15 protein-coding genes and 1 tRNA gene are annotated in these 15,143 nt (G+C 55.8%); 12 read left to right on the forward strand and 4 right to left on the reverse strand.

Annotated elements, in window-relative coordinates:
• The first annotated feature begins 74 nt into the window (after positions 1 to 74).
• The 3 genes from ABD815_RS07290 (at position 75) to ABD815_RS07300 (ending at position 3,807) form a co-directional block, all read left to right on the forward strand.
• Entirely contained in the window at positions 75 to 725 is a 651-nt protein-coding gene (locus tag ABD815_RS07290; protein WP_344845700.1) for a pyridoxamine 5'-phosphate oxidase family protein, read from the forward strand.
• Positions 726 to 1,451: 726 nt separating this feature from the next.
• Positions 1,452 to 2,279, forward strand: a complete 828-nt coding sequence (locus ABD815_RS07295; protein WP_344845703.1) for a ParB N-terminal domain-containing protein — start codon at positions 1,452 to 1,454, stop codon at positions 2,277 to 2,279.
• 658 nt (positions 2,280 to 2,937) lie between these two features.
• A complete protein-coding gene (locus ABD815_RS07300) occupies positions 2,938 to 3,807 on the forward strand; it encodes a hypothetical protein (RefSeq protein WP_344845707.1) in 870 nt (289 codons plus the stop codon).
• 239 nt (positions 3,808 to 4,046) lie between these two features.
• Here the strand turns inward: ABD815_RS07300 and ABD815_RS07305 are convergent, their stop codons facing one another.
• The gene (locus tag ABD815_RS07305) at positions 4,047 to 4,904 is read right to left on the reverse strand and encodes a DUF4435 domain-containing protein (RefSeq protein ID WP_344845711.1); all 858 of its coding nucleotides are present in this window, start codon (positions 4,902 to 4,904) and stop codon (positions 4,047 to 4,049) included.
• Positions 4,901 to 6,208: an AAA family ATPase gene (locus tag ABD815_RS07310; RefSeq protein ID WP_344845714.1), complete on the reverse strand. Its 1,308-nt coding sequence runs from the start codon at positions 6,206 to 6,208 to the stop codon at positions 4,901 to 4,903. The genes ABD815_RS07305 and ABD815_RS07310 overlap by 4 nt, the downstream gene beginning before the upstream one ends.
• A gap of 662 nt (positions 6,209 to 6,870) precedes the next feature.
• Here ABD815_RS07310 and ABD815_RS07315 point away from each other — a divergent pair.
• A complete protein-coding gene (locus ABD815_RS07315) occupies positions 6,871 to 7,434 on the forward strand; it encodes a recombinase family protein (protein WP_344845831.1) in 564 nt (187 codons plus the stop codon).
• Positions 7,435 to 7,668: 234 nt separating this feature from the next.
• Here ABD815_RS07315 and ABD815_RS07320 read toward each other — a convergent pair whose 3' ends face one another.
• On the reverse strand, positions 7,669 to 9,195 hold the full coding sequence (locus ABD815_RS07320) for a DUF6538 domain-containing protein (RefSeq protein WP_344845718.1): 1,527 nt from the start codon (positions 9,193 to 9,195) through the stop codon (positions 7,669 to 7,671).
• 79 nt (positions 9,196 to 9,274) lie between these two features.
• A tRNA-Thr gene (locus tag ABD815_RS07325) sits at positions 9,275 to 9,349 on the reverse strand.
• A gap of 330 nt (positions 9,350 to 9,679) precedes the next feature.
• Between ABD815_RS07325 and murA the strand changes: the two genes are divergently transcribed.
• From murA to infA, 8 genes are all read left to right on the forward strand, one after another.
• Positions 9,680 to 10,945: a UDP-N-acetylglucosamine 1-carboxyvinyltransferase gene (murA, locus tag ABD815_RS07330; RefSeq protein ID WP_344845720.1), complete on the forward strand. Its 1,266-nt coding sequence runs from the start codon at positions 9,680 to 9,682 to the stop codon at positions 10,943 to 10,945.
• Positions 10,945 to 11,424 (forward strand): DUF2948 family protein, encoded by a 480-nt coding sequence (locus ABD815_RS07335; RefSeq protein WP_344845722.1) that lies wholly within the window; start codon positions 10,945 to 10,947, stop codon positions 11,422 to 11,424. Before murA ends, ABD815_RS07335 begins: the two co-directional genes overlap by 1 nt.
• 98 nt (positions 11,425 to 11,522) lie before the next feature.
• Complete coding sequence (locus ABD815_RS07340; RefSeq protein ID WP_344845723.1) at positions 11,523 to 11,978, forward strand: hypothetical protein; 456 nt, start codon at positions 11,523 to 11,525, stop codon at positions 11,976 to 11,978.
• Between the two features lie 13 nt (positions 11,979 to 11,991).
• Positions 11,992 to 12,498 carry a GNAT family N-acetyltransferase gene (locus tag ABD815_RS07345; protein WP_344845726.1) on the forward strand — a complete coding sequence of 169 codons (507 nt, stop codon included), beginning with the start codon at positions 11,992 to 11,994 and terminating at the stop codon, positions 12,496 to 12,498.
• 44 nt (positions 12,499 to 12,542) lie between these two features.
• Positions 12,543 to 13,856 carry a histidinol dehydrogenase gene (hisD, locus tag ABD815_RS07350; RefSeq protein ID WP_344845729.1) on the forward strand — a complete coding sequence of 438 codons (1,314 nt, stop codon included), beginning with the start codon at positions 12,543 to 12,545 and terminating at the stop codon, positions 13,854 to 13,856.
• Positions 13,849 to 14,328 (forward strand): UPF0262 family protein, encoded by a 480-nt coding sequence (locus ABD815_RS07355; protein ID WP_344845733.1) that lies wholly within the window; start codon positions 13,849 to 13,851, stop codon positions 14,326 to 14,328. The genes hisD and ABD815_RS07355 overlap by 8 nt, the downstream gene beginning before the upstream one ends.
• Before the next feature lie 4 nt (positions 14,329 to 14,332).
• Positions 14,333 to 14,791, forward strand: a complete 459-nt coding sequence (locus ABD815_RS07360; protein ID WP_344845734.1) for an arsenate-mycothiol transferase ArsC — start codon at positions 14,333 to 14,335, stop codon at positions 14,789 to 14,791.
• Positions 14,792 to 14,923: 132 nt separating this feature from the next.
• Positions 14,924 to 15,142, forward strand: a complete 219-nt coding sequence (infA, locus tag ABD815_RS07365; RefSeq protein ID WP_009573923.1) for a translation initiation factor IF-1 — start codon at positions 14,924 to 14,926, stop codon at positions 15,140 to 15,142.
• Position 15,143 lies beyond the last annotated feature (1 nt).

Consider the following 15,143-nt stretch of genomic DNA (forward strand, 5'->3'; position numbering starts at 1 on the left):
ACCCTTACACTCGCCGCAGGTCCCGCAGGTGGACCGGCACATCGCGCAGTCGCGCGCAGGGAAGGGCCACCGACGTGACGGACTATAAAATTAATCCTGCGTTCACAATCACGGACGAGCAATCGCTGCGCAGCCTCTTCGGGGCGACCCATGATCTGGCGATCCAGAAGTTTCAGGACAAGCTCGACAAGCACGCGATGGCGTTCATCTCGCGCGCGCCCTTCCTGTGTATCGGCACGCAGAATACCGACGGCAAAGCCGACGTCAGCCCGCGCGGCGATCCCGTCGGATTCGTGCAAATCCTCGACGAACACACGCTGGCGATCCCCGATCGCCCCGGCAACAACCGTCTCGACAGTCTGGCCAATATCATCGCCAATCCGAACGTCGGCCTTCTGTTCATCGTGCCCGGATTTGACGACACCCTGCGCGTCAGCGGGACCGCCTGCGTGACCACCGACCCCGACCTGCTCGAAACCATGCGCGTCAACGACCGCCTGCCCAAACTCGCCATCGTGGTTAAGGTCACTGGCGTCTTCATGCATTGCGCCAAAGCATTTCGCCGCGCCCACCTGTGGGACAGCGATTATTTTCAGGACCGCTCGCAAATGCCGTCACTGGTCAAAATCATCCTCGACCAATCCACCGGTGCCCCCGAAGACCCCGCCGAGCAGCGCAAACTCGATGATGATCTAGAGGATGCGTATAAAACCACGCTCTACTGACGCGCCGCGACGGATCGCATCAGAATCCCCTGACAACCCGATTGCGCACCAATTCAGACGTGCAAATGACGGATTTGCCCGCCACAAACACCGCGCGCCCAGAAAATACGTGAATTTAGTGGAAAAATGGTGCTGCTGGAGAGAATTGAACTCTAGATCATGTTTGTTAAGATACTGTACTTAAACAATAAAAAATGCCACTACGCAAGCTTTGTGTATGAGCCGTGTGTATAAGTATTTATGCATACCTTAGCTCCCACATCCCACACTCTGGAGCGTTTCGCGTCACCTATGAGCGCTGATCTTGATTAGTGGCACCCCTAGGAAGGACAAGCCAAAGGCAGTTCACTTTTTTCAAACCTTTGGTGCGCCCTGTAGGCTCATCGTTTCGGTTATTGGTCACATCCACTTTCTGCGTAAGGTGGATGAAGATCACTACCATTCTAGGCGCTTGCCCTAGTCCCTGTCGCGCTCTTGAACGCGCACCCAGACAGGCCCTTTCAGTGCACCTTAAGCATCCTTCCACAACGCATCGAACGCGTCCTTAGGGCTGCCCCTTCAGCCACCTGAGAGGGGATGTTCGCTGCACCAATCCTTCCTCACCACGCATGCCTTAAAGCACGCATTTGCGCGGTTAGTGCGATGCAATGCGATGAGCAAATTGGGAGGAAAGAGGCCTTTCTCCTTCACCCGAAACACCAAACTCACGCATGAAAGGAAATTGTCATGCCAAGACCTAAACGCGTCTTTCTACGCCCCAACCACATTAGTGACGAAGGCCTGTTTGAGCATCGAGCGGGCCAAATATCCTCTAGCCATGTTCAGACGCTCGCCCGAACATTGCGCGCCAACAAGCGCCTGGACCCGATCTGGGTTTGGCGGGAAATTGATGACAACGGCAATGCTAAAGGCACCTATGAGCTGATGGACGGGCGGCACCGCCTCGCAGCCTATGAGGTGTGCTTTAACCAACGCCGCGAAGAGCATTACCTCAACATCCCAGTGTACATCTTTGAAGGCTCTGAAGTCGCCGCAGCTCTGAAGGCGCTTGCCGTGAACAGCAAAGACAAACTCGCCCTTACATCCACAGAAAAACTTGATGCCGCATGGAGCATTGTCGCACGCGACCTAAGGGATGAGGCGACGAAGCCTACGATTGCCCGCGCAGCTGGAATCTCGGAAAGGACAGTTTTGAACATGCGAAACAAACGAAACGAAATCATCAAGGCCGGTGAACGGCTTCCCACTGCATGGCAGGAGGCGCGTAACTGGCCCCAAAGCAATGATTGGGAGCGGCCCACAGATGCACAACGACAATCTGAAATCGAGGAGCTAGCAAAGGGGTTCCAGGACGCAATCAGAACGACCCGTAGTCGGGATGTTGAAATCCTCGCAGAAGCGCTCCGACAAGCTCTTGGGGAGCCTAAAACCACGTTTGTGGTCGATCACCTGCATGGCCTAAGCGAGAGCGAATACGACGAGTGGGATGAGGAGACTGGTCCCATCGCCAGCAATGAAAGCGCGTTCTGCTTGGCAGGCGAAGATGACTTCTAATCGGCCCCAATGAGTGGATTGCAGGTTGCCAGGTCATCGCGAAGATTGATTTGCGGGGGCCTTGGCAGCCTGTAGTGCAAGTTCTTCAGGACCGAGTACCTTTCGGCCCGAACCGGCCTTTCATCAAGTCGATCGTCGCCGCAACGCAGCTTCACCAGACCGGCCGTTCGCTGCGTGCGCAAAATTCGTTAGCAGGCGAATTCACAATCCGCAGACAAAGCATGGGTAATCGGGCTGGCCGGTTGGTGAAGTCAGGTTCTCGATAGAATGCAGTGGTTACTGCAATCTGAGGAGAACGAGATGGATTACTTTGTTGGTTTGGACGTGTCGCTGCGCTCTGCAGCTGTTTGCGTGATTGATGGAGAGGGCCGAACGGTCCTGGAGCGCTCATCCTGTCGGATGAAGACGGCCCATTGCCGACACCCAACCCATCGTCTTGATGCCGCAGTCTCAGCCCGCTTTACAGCCATTCGCCGATGGCGAAATAGTTGGACTTTGGGGAGTTGCCGCGAAAGTAAGGCTGCCTCTGCTAAAGATTGGATCAAAGCAAATTTTTGGCTCCCGAACTTCAGCGTGGCCGGCGTGTTTTCCGAAGGCACTTGATGGTGTGAGCAATCGAGGCATAGTGTTGCTAGATTAAAATTCTGAGGGACGGTCAATGCTCGCCAACCTGCTCGACTTCTATAAGCAATACCCAGACATTTTGCTCCATTTGAAGGGTATTGATCGAGCTTCACTGTCTCCGGATCTTATTACGTCTCTTGATTCTCACGGGCAAAGACAACGTGAAATTTTCGATGTTGCACAGGTATATCAGATTGATGAGCGCGCGGAGATTATGCTTCGCAAGCTCTCTGCTCAAATGCAAAGGGACGGATTAGATAGCATGTTCAGTAGCGTTCGCTTGCCGTTCCCGGCAATGTTGCTGACAATCCCAGAACCAAAGGTTGGCGAATGGCCTGCCGCGCTGATCACCCAGGATGACGATACACTCTATACCCAGATCTATCTTGCGAACAAGCGTGGCTTATTCCCGAATCTACTGATCTTCAAATCCCAAGGCGCATCGGTAGATGTTTTGCATTCACCGACGTTCGGTTTAACTCAGGCACTCGGAGATGGTGTTACCGAAGATGCCGCCGTCAAGCAGGAAAAAACTCTTTGTTTTGAATTCTTGGCAATAGCGGTTGGGATGTCGATTTTATTCGAACATAAAGCCATGCTCGAAAGAGATGAAGTGTCTAGCTACCCCCGAGCCGAAAGGCGAAGAGCTCAGAAATCTGGGCGGACACTGCCCAATAAATCCATAATCAAAGTCAAACTAGGTGAGCTAGGTATGCGTCAGCTTGAAGCAACTAGCAGAGAGAGCAAGGCGAACGAAGAAGCCATGCCCAAACGCAGAGCTCACTGGGTGCAGGGCCATTTTATGCGCAATCGGGCCGGTGGCATTAGTTGGAGAAATCCGCATATCCGAGGTGCTGGCCCCCTTATTGAGCAAGAGCGGCACATCTCTCCTTATGAGGAATGATGGGACTAGGTCATCCGAAAATGAAGTGAAGTTGGATGCTTCGGCCCAAAGCTGACATGCGTTGGTTGTCTGCATGCTGCGGCTGCAGTCCCAAAAGCCGACTTTCGCTGTGGCGAAAAATGCAGGTTCATCGACTCGGGTGGCCCCGTTGTCTTCGAAGCTCCGGCTGCATAATTGGCAATGCGGGGCGGTGCTGAATCGCGACAGCTCCAAACCGCGGCACCTCCATATTAAGGACTCTAAATGCGCGCAGCTTGGTTTGCGTGGAATGCGGCGACACTATCGGTGCCATTTCTTCTAAAGTATTCTGGCATTTTTAGCAGACCCATATCGATAAGGTGCACCGGTGTTAGGGATGTATTTCTGGAAAACGCCCTCAAGACACCGGTCACCAACAAATGCATTATATGTGTGTAAACCTTGCCGGCGCAGTATCGCATAGGTTCAGCCAATTTTGTTAAGTTTGGTAGTGTTCTGGCTTTTGTATCAGAGTTAGCTTGCCGACATAGTTTCCGAACTTCCGCGCGCTGAACCATTGGGTAACCAGTTGTTCGGCATCTCGAAATCACCCTACCGGGCGCATTTCGGGGTAGCACAGAGCTCTTTGCAACCAAAGCATAATAGTCCGCCCGTACAGGCCACAGCATTCGAGCAGATAGTTCATCGTATTTGCTTGACAGCTCGGAAGCCTCCGCAGCTGGAGGTGACGCCGCACGAATTTTGTGAGCGTACAAGATCGCCAGCATCGGCTTGGGAAAGATATCATTTTCCCAGCTGTATCCGTGCGTATAAAGAACTCTGCGATCATTAATCTTTTCGCCGAGAAGCTCGTCAAAGTCGCTGTCCATCGCCACTAGGGCGTGACCAATATCCCCTACGATGATGTCTCTTGCCCTAGTCTCAAGTTCGGGCTTACCCCCTCGCGCAAGAAAATGTATTTTTAGATCAGGACGCAAGACCTCAAGAACCGTCCGCCAAAATACCACATCATCAGAGAAGTCACTAGATCCACCGCCGCCCTCGACGTAGCAGACGTAATCCACACCAAGAAAAGCAGCTCTATTTTGCTGGCCGCTTTTTGTTCTTTCAAAAATCATTCAACAAGTCTTTCCATACTGAAAATATGATCGCCATATTCGCCAACGATATCAGGCGAATGTGTGGCAAACAGGACTTGAGCGTTTGGATTTACTTTGAGCAGGTTCGATACAAGCTGTTCTTGCCACTCAACATGCAGTGACAACTCTGGCTCGTCCGCCAAGAAGATAAAAGGTTGCTTCTCTTGGAGAAGCGTTTCAGCCAAGAATATGATGAGCTGCTTTTCCCCGGAAGAAAGCTTTTCTACGGGAATTTTTAGCCTATCATCGGCATTGATTGCTATCTCGTTCGCTTGATTGAACGCAATTGATTTCTTGTAAAGCATTCCCGATGCAATATTGATGAAATCAATCTTTGGCTCCAATATTTCCTTTTGTCTTTCCTGCAGCTGCTGCCATTGCTCCACGAGGCGATGCAATCTTACGACGTCATAAAGGTTGAAGAACTTTGAAATCGGAAACCCTCCTCGCTTTCGGAACGTCTCAAGAGCAGTCACGCCCAACTCCACGTGGTTCTCAAGCTGTTCTTCATAAGCCTCCGCAGGAACCTCAAAACGCTCAAAGATCGCGATGATCGCGTTCTTTTCTTCTTCGAAGTCAATTTCTGTACTAATGATATCTGCGTCGGAAGCTTCCGTTGCCAAAAAAGACAGAAACCAATCCTTCTGAAATTGACTCGTTAAATCAGACACTTTTCGGTCCAATTCAAAAAAATACTGCCTCAAATTCTGTAAGACATCGGCAAGTTTTCTATCCACGCCTGGTAGAATTTCAGGTCTTTCGTACTCATACTCATACTCATATTCGGCAAACGGCGGGCCTTCAAAGAGTTCGTGCCCTCGATGAAGTGACAACCAAGTATGGCTGAAGGTGTCTTCAAGTTTTGCCTTAAGTGCTCTGATGTCATCTGAACGAGTAACAATCCGTCTCTGCCCATCTGGAGTTCTAACTGGCATACGACGACGGCCAAAGCTCAGCTCGAACACCTCAGGTTTAGCCGAAGCACTATCTTTGTAAGAGTAGCGAACGTAAGCTCCCGCTATCTTGTAATCCAGTTTTTCCACTTCGAGAATTGGAACCGTAGTCTTCCCTGCCATCTTGAAGCGTACAATCACAGACTGGAAGATAGTGTCGGTCAGGACTTCTTGATCAATAGTTAGGCATGCATTTATCAAGTTTATTAGTGAGGTTTTCCCGGTGCCATTGCGTCCGATTAGGAAATTTGCCTCTTCGTCAAGGTCCAACTTGATCGGCGTTTCCTGCCTGCGAAATCCAGTAATTGTAATAGATTTAATCTTGTGCATTTCTTCTCTCAAAGTGTCTTGCGCTGTCCTGCAGGGCCTTATGCCATGTTAGCGCTTTGATCTTTCAGTGTTCAATCCCAAGCCGACAAAACGCACGAATGCCAGCGCCAGTACTACGCCCCAAACTGCTGCTAGGTACCCATTGGAGGACAACGCTCGCTCCCAACGCAGCAGCCTTGCCGCTGTGCGTTGTCAGCTGCCAACGCCCGGTGTAAACGAATGTCCGCTCGAGAGATTTGCGCAGTGTCCTTTGAAACTGCAGCGAACTTCCGCTTCCCGCCCAATACTACGCAGAGCATTGATCAATGTGGCAATAGCGTTTCCAAAGAAATACGAGCGAGTACCCCCAAAAGATTCCATCAAAAAAATCTGAGAGCTAAAGATCATAAACGGCGCTGCGCTATTCCCCCCATGCCGGGGGCAACTCCCTCACGCTTAGACTTTTTGTCCACGTAAGGTGCAGCTTAAACTGAGCCCATACCTTCCAGCGAAGCGCCCCGCACTACACCTCATCACAACACGCCGACTTCCCATTAGCCCTTGCTCTAATGAGACGTCTCACATCACCCTATCAAGCTGTCTCACAGAGTGCCTATTGACAATTTGAGACACTCGACTTACATCCTCTTAGACTTCATTGAGACACTTGAGGAGTAATGACGATGATTGTGGGATATGCTCGGACTTCCACATTGGACCAAACCGCAGGGCTGGAAGCGCAGGAGCGTGACCTTGCCAAAGCAGGGTGTGAGAAGGTTTTTGTGGAGCAAGTCTCATCGGTGGATGTAAAGGCCCGTGAGAGGCTCGCTGAGGCCCTCGAATACATCCGCGAGGGTGATACCCTAGTGGTGACCAAGTTGGACCGTCTGGCGCGCTCTGTGGCCCACCTCGTGGAGTTATTGGAAGAGATAGAGGCCAAGGGCGCATCCCTTCGCATCCTCGATATGTCCATCGACACGGGAACCCCGAATGGCCGCCTGATGCTGAACATTCTCGGGAGTGTCGCTCAGTTCGAACGCGAGATCATGCTTGAGCGCCAGCGCGAGGGTATCGCCAAGGCCAAGGCGGCGGGAAAGTATAAGGGCCGCAAGCCCACCGCGAAGGCGAAAGCAAACGAGGTGCTAGAGCTTCATGAGGAGGGCGTCGGGGCCACAGAGATCGCCAAGCGTTTGGGTATCGGGCGGGCAAGTGTGTATCGCATCCTTGACGAAAGCAAAGCGGCGTAAGAATGCAGCGCTACCCCAATTAATTCATCTGCACGGATGCGTAGGGATGTGTGTATCAGTTTTTTCATCGCTCAGGGCTTCAGCACTTCGACAACAACATTCTTGCTTGCGTCGCGGGGCCACATGCACCAGCTGGCGCAAGTCGGCTTACGCAGGCCATTCAAGCGACTATCTGAGGCTTAGTTGATACAGCACTGAGACCAAATATAGCGCCGTGACCAGCTGCCTCCGACACTAGCCCACAGCTATTCGAGGCAGTTTACATATTTCGCGATACAGAGCTTCTGTCGAATACTCGCCATAGGATTCTGCAGCATTGGCGGTAACATGACCTTGGATTGCGCCTAGATATTCCGTGGATATGCCCGCGTTCCTCCCCTCAGTCTTGAACCTGTGACGCCATGCATGGTTCGGCTGAATTCGTTTGTCATCAATGCCCACGGAATTTCGAACCCATACCCCGACTTTGTCCCGAGCATTCGCGGCGCGTTTAACGGCCTCTTCTTTTGTCCTTGCGCCAGGATGAAAGAGATAATCGTCCTCAGCGGATTGGATGAATTCGAGGAGGCCGACCTCCTGCAAGTGCGGGTGCACCGGCACAAAACGATACCGCCCCGACTTAACAGTGCCTGCTTCAGGCGTGATCATCAGTCTTGGAATGTCATTTTCAAAGGTGAGGTCTTGTGCCCTCAGCTGGGTAATCTCCCCGACACGCGCACCAGTGTATGCGCATATCCAAGGCACCCATCGACGAGCCATTGTGTTATGATATGAAGCCTTTGAGGCACCCAGCGTGACCTGACTTGCACAGCGAAGTATACGCGCCGCTTCGTCATCCGTGTACCCTTTCGGGCGAGTCTGAACACGAGTGCTTATCTTGTACTTGACCCCTTCAGTTGGGTCCTCGGTTATCAAGAACTTTGACTTGGCATGTCGGCAAACAGTGCGCACAGCAGCAAGATACTTCCCGGCAACAGTCTTCGAGGTTAGCTCTTTTTCTAGACGAAGATGATCACACCATTGAGTAATGATTTTTGGTGTTAGCCTATCCAAATCTTCATGGCCCACATAAGCTTTGAGCGCGTCAATTTTGCGTCCAAAGTCAGTGACGGTATTGTGCGACTTTCCGTTTGCTAGATGGTCTTTCGCCCAGTGATCAAAAACGGCTGTTAAGGTTACACCTGAAGCAGAGGCATCAGGCACCGTCTCACCTAAGTCTTTGGGAAACCGGTCCGCATTAGGGTCGGGTGAGAAATCCCCTAGAGAACGCTTATGCTGCTGTTCGGCGGCTTGCTCGTGAGCCTTTTGCACCTCAACTATCAAACGTTCCCAGCTTCGTGCATCTACCGCAATACCTTCCTCTTCCAGCAATTTATCTACATATGGGCCATACCACTTGTCGCGGTGAGCATCGCTCAGCCTCGCCTTTGCATTCAAGCGCTTCACGCCTTCCCAGATTTCGGGCTCACCTGGTTCGTTTTCCAGAATCTCCATTAGTTCATGATACGCACGACCAGCCAAAATCATGATCTTCTTAAATGGCAAAACTTGCGGCTTTGCGCGCAAGGCTGAGCATCGTTTCTGAAACGACGCATATTCAGCTGCAAATCGTACCTTCGCTTCAGCGGGGTCACGTGTTCGCAGAGATTTTACATACTCAGAGCGCCCAAATGCAGTTACGAGATCCGCGGGGACACGTACGCGAATGGAGAAGATACCGCTCTTTTTGTTCTTTATGGGATTAGGCATTTTGAGGGTCACTGTGTAGGACTCCTGTGTAGGAGTCGCTGCATGCAAGACACTGATTTTATGTAACTATTTGTTAAAAATAGAGTTTTCATGGTGCTGCTGGAGAGAATTGAACTCTCGACCTCTCCCTTACCAAGGGAGTGCTCTACCTCTGAGCTACAGCAGCGCCGGTTGACGCAAACGCCGCGTCGTGGGCGGCTGATTAGACGCAATCGGGACGCGGCGCAAGGGGCTATCGGGCAAAAAACGACCGACCGCTTGCCACCTTTACCACACCTCGGGGTGAGACGCAGTCTGGACGCGCAGGACGGCTTTAGATACATCCATCTGCATGGAAAAAACCGGCAAGACTGGCAAAGACGCAAACAAAGCGCCAAACGCACGCGAAGAACGCCTCAAAGCGGCGCTCAAAGCGAATTTGTCACGACGTAAGGCACAGGCACGCGCGCGCAAACCCGAGACGCGCGGCCCAAAAGATAGCGAGTGAGGCAGGACAATGGATTCTATTTTGGTACGCGGGAACGGCCCCGTTTCAGGCGACATTGAGATCGCGGGCGCGAAAAATGCCTGTCTGACGCTCATGCCCGCCACGCTGCTCTCCGACGAGCCGCTCACATTGACCAACGCGCCGCGCCTCAGCGACATCAAAACCATGACCGAACTTCTCGCCTCGCTCGGCGCAGAGGTCACAGCCCTCCAAGAGGGCAAAGTGCAGGCCATGTCGTGCCACGGCGACATCAATCCCGTCGCCGATTATGAAATCGTGCGCAAAATGCGCGCCTCCAACCTCGTGCTCGGCCCGCTTCTGGCGCGTCTGGGCCATGCGGTTGTCTCTCTGCCCGGCGGCTGCGCGATCGGCGCGCGCCCGATGGACCTTCACACCACGGCTCTCGAGGCGCTCGGCGCGCAGATCGAATTGCGCGACGGTTACCTGCACGCCAAGGCCCCCGGTGGCCTCAAAGGTGCGGTGCATAAAATGCGCTTCCCCTCGGTGGGCGCGACCGAAAACTTCCTGATGGCCGCCAGCCTCGCGAAAGGCACCTCGGTTCTGGAAAATGCCGCGCGCGAACCCGAAATCGTCGATCTCGTCTCCTGCCTCAAAAAGATGGGCGCCCAGATCGAAGGCGAAGGTACAGAGCGCATCGAAATTCAGGGCGTCGACCGCCTGCACGGCGCGACCCATCCGGTTGTCACCGACCGGATCGAACTGGGCACCTTCATGCTCGCGCCCGCGATCTGTGGCGGCGAAGTCACCTGCCTTGGCGGTAAACTTTCCCTCGTCGAGGCCTTCGTGGAAAAACTCGAACGTGCCGGCGTCAGCGTCACTGAAAATGCCCGCGGCCTGACCGTGAGCCGTGGCGAAAACCGCGTGCAGGCCGTCGATGTGGTCACCGAACCCTTCCCGGGCTTCCCCACCGACCTGCAGGCGCAGATGATGGCGCTCCTGTGCACCGCCGAAGGCACCTCGGTTCTCGAAGAAACCATCTTTGAAAACCGCTTTATGCACGCCCCCGAACTCACCCGCATGGGCGCGGACATCGAGGTCCACGGTGGCCACGCAACCGTCCACGGTGTCGAACGCCTCAAAGGCGCGCGCGTCATGGCCACCGACCTGCGCGCCTCCGTCTCGCTCATCCTCGCAGGCCTCGCCGCAGAGGGTGAAACGGTCGTCTCGCGCGTCTACCACCTCGATCGCGGCTATGAATTCGTCGAAAAGAAACTGTCGGGCATCGGCGCGCATATCGAAAGGATCAAATCCTGATGGTCGAGGATGCACGTTTCGAAGACGGCGGTGAAAAGCCCCTGCGCCTCAAGGCGCTCGACAGCGATGATCTGACGGTGATCTCGGCGCTGGTGCAGGATGCGATTGTGCCGATGGGCGAAATCTCCTTTGATGCCACCGCGCGCCGCTTTGCCATGCTGCTCAACCGCTTCCGCTGGGAAGACCTCGTGGCGGCCGAAAAACGCGCCCGCCCTGTCGAACGCGTGCAGGCGGTTCTGGTGTTTGATGATGTGATCGCGGCGCAATCCGCAGGGCTGGAGGCGGGCGATAAAGACACCGTCATCTCGATCCTCGCGATCACCTTTACTCCCAAAACCGACGGCATGGGCCGCGTGGAGATCACGCTGGCCGGTGACGGGGCCATCGCGCTCGACCTCGAAGCGCTCGACGTGACACTCAAAGACGTCACACGTCCCTATCTCGCCCCCTCGCGCCTCACCCCCGACCACGACGCGTGATGTGGGCCCCGTTTCGGGGCGGCGGGGTTGAAATGATAGGCTCTGCGGGTAGGCTAGGGGCCACAAACTGCCATGTCATTTTACCCAAGGCCCATTTTATGAAATTGCGACTTTCCCTCCCGCTTCTGGCTGCAATCACCCTCTCTCTCACCGCCATCGCGCCCGCGCAGGCCCAGCAGAAGTCGGACCCGCGCCCGGTGAGCGACGGCTTCGCCGATGCCTACTTAAACTGGGAAAGAGGCGATTACGGTTTCTTCCGCTGGGCAGTTTTCAACAACAACGGCAAAATCGAACTCTGCGGCGCCTTTGCCACCAAAGGCACCTCGGTGGGGTTTAGATTCACCAAAGCGGCCATGGCCGAGGCCCGCCTGATGGCCGACGGGAAATCCGTCCTGCGCGGCATCTCCTTTTTCAAAAGCCGCCCGAACAAAGCCCTGGCCAATAAACTGTTCGGCGAGCCCGCGAATTGCCGGATCACGAAAACCGACTACCCCGCCGGAAAAGTGGCCTTTCAGCTGAAATTCCGCGACGGCGCCTATTCAGTGTCCAAATAATGCAGGCGCCGCAATGATCCGTGTTCTGGGCGAAGACGATTTGGACGCGTGGCTGTCGCTGCGACTGGATGCGTTGCTCCGTCACCCCGAAAACTTCCTCACCAGCCACGCCGAGGTATCCGCGCGCCCGCGAAGCGCACATGTCGCCCGCCTGCAAAGCGGGGCGATCTGGGGGGCTTTCGACGGTGACACCCTGACGGGTATGATCGCCTGTGACCGCCTGCGCACACCGGGAACCGAGCATCGCGCGCAAATCACCTCCTTTTACGTCGCCCCCGATCACCGCGGCGGCGGGCAGGGGCGTCGCCTGCTCGAGTTCGTCAGCACAGGGATGGAGGGGCAGGGCGTCGTGCAACTCGAACTGCAGGTGGCGGTGGAAAACACATCGGCAATCCGCTTTTACGAGGCGGCCGGTTTCCAACGCTTCGGCACCTTCCCGCGACAGGTTGTGCGCGATGGACGCTGCGAAAGCGATTATTTCATGGTGCGCTTTCTGGACGGGTGGCGCGCCGACGCTTGAGGCTGCGGCGCGCGCGCGATATGTCGGGCTAACAGGAGATCGCGATGCCGCAGTATATCGACACCCAAGACGCTGATTTCGAGACGAAACTCAGCGCCCTTCTCAGCGCGAAACGCGAAGACAGCCCCGATGTCGACGATATCGTCGCAGGGATCATCGCCGATGTGCGCGCGCGCGGCGATGCGGCGGTGCTCGACCTCACGGCAAAATTCGACCGGATGGATATCACCGCCGACCAGCTGCGCTTTTCCAGTGCCGAAATCGATGCCCTCATCGCGCAGGTTTCGTCCGAGGACCGCGCAGCGCTCGAACTCGCCGCCGAACGCATCCGCGCCTATCACGTCCGCCAGATGCCGCATGACGAACAATGGACCGACCCCGAAGGGGCGACATTGGGCTGGCGCTGGACGCCGGTGTCGGCGGCTGGCCTCTATGTGCCCGGCGGTCTGGCCACATATCCCTCCTCGGTCCTGATGAACGCGATCCCCGCCAAGGTCGCAGGCGTGCCGCGTCTGGCGATCACCGTGCCGACGCCTGACGGGGCGGCAAACCCGCTCGTCATGCTGGCCGCGCGCATTTCGGGCGTCGATGAAATCTACCGCATCGGTGGCGCACAGGCGATTGCGGCGCTGGCCTATGGCACGCAATCCATCGCGCCCGTCGATAAAATCACCGGACCGGGCAACGCCTTTGTCGCCGCCGCCAAACGGCGCGTGTTCGGCAAGGTCGGCATCGACATGATCGCAGGCCCCTCGGAAATCCTCGTGATCGCGGATGGCGACAATGACCCTGACTGGATCGCCATCGACCTGTTGTCACAGGCCGAACATGACGAAAGCACACAGTCGATCCTGCTCACCGACGACCCCGCATTTGCCCGCGCGGTCGCAGCCTCCGTCGACAAATTCCTGCAAACCCTCGAACGCCGCGACATCGCGCGCAAGGCGTGGGAGGACAACGGCGTCATCATCACCGTGCGCGATCTCGACGAGGCCGCCGTGGTCTCCGACCGCTTTGCCCCCGAACACCTCGAACTCTGCGTGGCCGACCCCGACGCGCTCAGCGCCAAAATCACCCACGCGGGCGCCATCTTCCTCGGCGCATGGACACCCGAGGCCATCGGCGACTACATCGGCGGCCCCAACCACGTCCTGCCCACCGCCCGCTCGGCGCGTTTTTCCTCCGGCCTGTCGGTTCTCGACTTCCTCAAACGCACAACCTTGGCCAAAATGACCCCACAGGCCCTCGCCGCCATCGGCCCCGCCGCCGAAACACTGGCGCGCGCCGAAAGCCTCGAGGCCCACGGCCTCTCCGTGCGCGCCCGCCTCGATCGACTGAACGGAGACCCCGATGAGTAAACTCGTAAGCATTACCATCGACGACGCCGGTCTCGCCGCGCCAACGCCGGAAATCGAACAGGAACGCAAGGTCGCGATCTTCGATTTGCTCGAAGACAACTCATTCACCCTGCCCGAACGCGAAGACCGCTCGATCCCGAAGGGGCCGTTCAAACTCCTGCTGTGCATCCGCGAACGCCGCCTTGTGTTCGATATCTCCGACACCGGCGACGATCAGGTCGCGGAATTCCACCTCTCGCTCGGACCCTTCCGCCAAGTGGTCAAAGACTACTTCCAGATCTGCGAAAGCTATTTCGACGCGGTCAAAAAGATGCCCCCCTCCCAAATCGAGGCCATCGACATGGCGCGCCGCGGTATCCACAACGAAGGCGCGCGCGTCCTGCAGGAACGCCTTGACGGCAAGGCCGACGTCGATATCGACACCGCGCGTCGCCTCTTTACCCTCATTTGCGTGCTGCATTGGGGCGGATGAACGCATGAGCGACACCCTTCCCCATTCGGTGCTCTTCTGCTGCGATCACAACGCGGTCAGATCACCAATGGCCGAAGGGCTGATGAAGCGATTCTACCCCGGCGAGCTCTATGTCCAATCCGCAGGGGTGCATAACGACCTCGAAGTGGACGGGTTTGCCGTCGCCGTCTGCGATGAACTCGGCGTCCACCTGCACCGCCACCGCGCCCGCTCTTTCGAGGATATGAAGGACTGGGGCGATGACATCTCCGCCTATGACCTGATCGTCGCCCTCTCGCCTGCGAGCCAACGACTGGCCCTTGAGATGACGCGCTTTTACCACCTCGACGTGGAATACTGGCCGATCATGGACCCGACCGGCATCGGCGAGACACGGGAGGCGAAACTGGCCGCCTACCGGCAGGCGCGCGACCAAATCGTGGCCCGCATGACCGCCCGCTTCGGTCCGCGCAGGGATACCTGAGGCGGCATAAAGCGCACATATGGCACGTTGAAACGCCGCGTGAGGCGATTTGGACCTTGAAAACCATCACATTAAGGCTCATTTACAACCGCGCCTCCCAAGGGGTGGCGAGAAACATATTATGGAGTGACCATGGCCAAGGAAGAAATGCTCGAATTTCCCGGTGTCGTTAAGGAACTCCTGCCGAATGCGACATTCCTGGTCGAGCTTGAAAATGGCCATACGATCATCGCACACACGGCAGGAAAGATGCGCAAAAACCGCATCCGCGTTCTGGCTGGCGACAAGGTGCAAGTCGAAATGACGCCCTACGATCTGACCAAGGGTCGGATCAACTACCGCTTCCGCTAAA

This window comes from Celeribacter arenosi (assembly GCF_039539485.1).
GTDB lineage: Bacteria > Pseudomonadota > Alphaproteobacteria > Rhodobacterales > Rhodobacteraceae > Celeribacter > Celeribacter arenosi.

Bases quoted from the DNA above. Each gene is read 5' to 3' on its own strand.
- ABD815_RS07295 (WP_344845703.1), top strand. From the start codon at position 1,452: ATGCCAAGACCTAAACGCGTCTTTCTACGCCCCAACCACATTAGTGAC.
- ABD815_RS07300 (WP_344845707.1), top strand. From the start codon at position 2,938: ATGCTCGCCAACCTGCTCGACTTCTATAAGCAATACCCAGACATTTTG.
- ABD815_RS07305 (WP_344845711.1), bottom strand. From the start codon at position 4,904: ATGATTTTTGAAAGAACAAAAAGCGGCCAGCAAAATAGAGCTGCTTTT.
- ABD815_RS07310 (WP_344845714.1), bottom strand. From the start codon at position 6,208: ATGCACAAGATTAAATCTATTACAATTACTGGATTTCGCAGGCAGGAA.
- ABD815_RS07315 (WP_344845831.1), top strand. From the start codon at position 6,871: ATGATTGTGGGATATGCTCGGACTTCCACATTGGACCAAACCGCAGGG.
- murA (WP_344845720.1), top strand. From the start codon at position 9,680: ATGGATTCTATTTTGGTACGCGGGAACGGCCCCGTTTCAGGCGACATT.
- ABD815_RS07335 (WP_344845722.1), top strand. From the start codon at position 10,945: ATGGTCGAGGATGCACGTTTCGAAGACGGCGGTGAAAAGCCCCTGCGC.
- ABD815_RS07340 (WP_344845723.1), top strand. From the start codon at position 11,523: ATGAAATTGCGACTTTCCCTCCCGCTTCTGGCTGCAATCACCCTCTCT.
- ABD815_RS07345 (WP_344845726.1), top strand. From the start codon at position 11,992: ATGATCCGTGTTCTGGGCGAAGACGATTTGGACGCGTGGCTGTCGCTG.
- hisD (WP_344845729.1), top strand. From the start codon at position 12,543: ATGCCGCAGTATATCGACACCCAAGACGCTGATTTCGAGACGAAACTC.
- ABD815_RS07355 (WP_344845733.1), top strand. From the start codon at position 13,849: ATGAGTAAACTCGTAAGCATTACCATCGACGACGCCGGTCTCGCCGCG.
- ABD815_RS07360 (WP_344845734.1), top strand. From the start codon at position 14,333: ATGAGCGACACCCTTCCCCATTCGGTGCTCTTCTGCTGCGATCACAAC.
- infA (WP_009573923.1), top strand. From the start codon at position 14,924: ATGGCCAAGGAAGAAATGCTCGAATTTCCCGGTGTCGTTAAGGAACTC.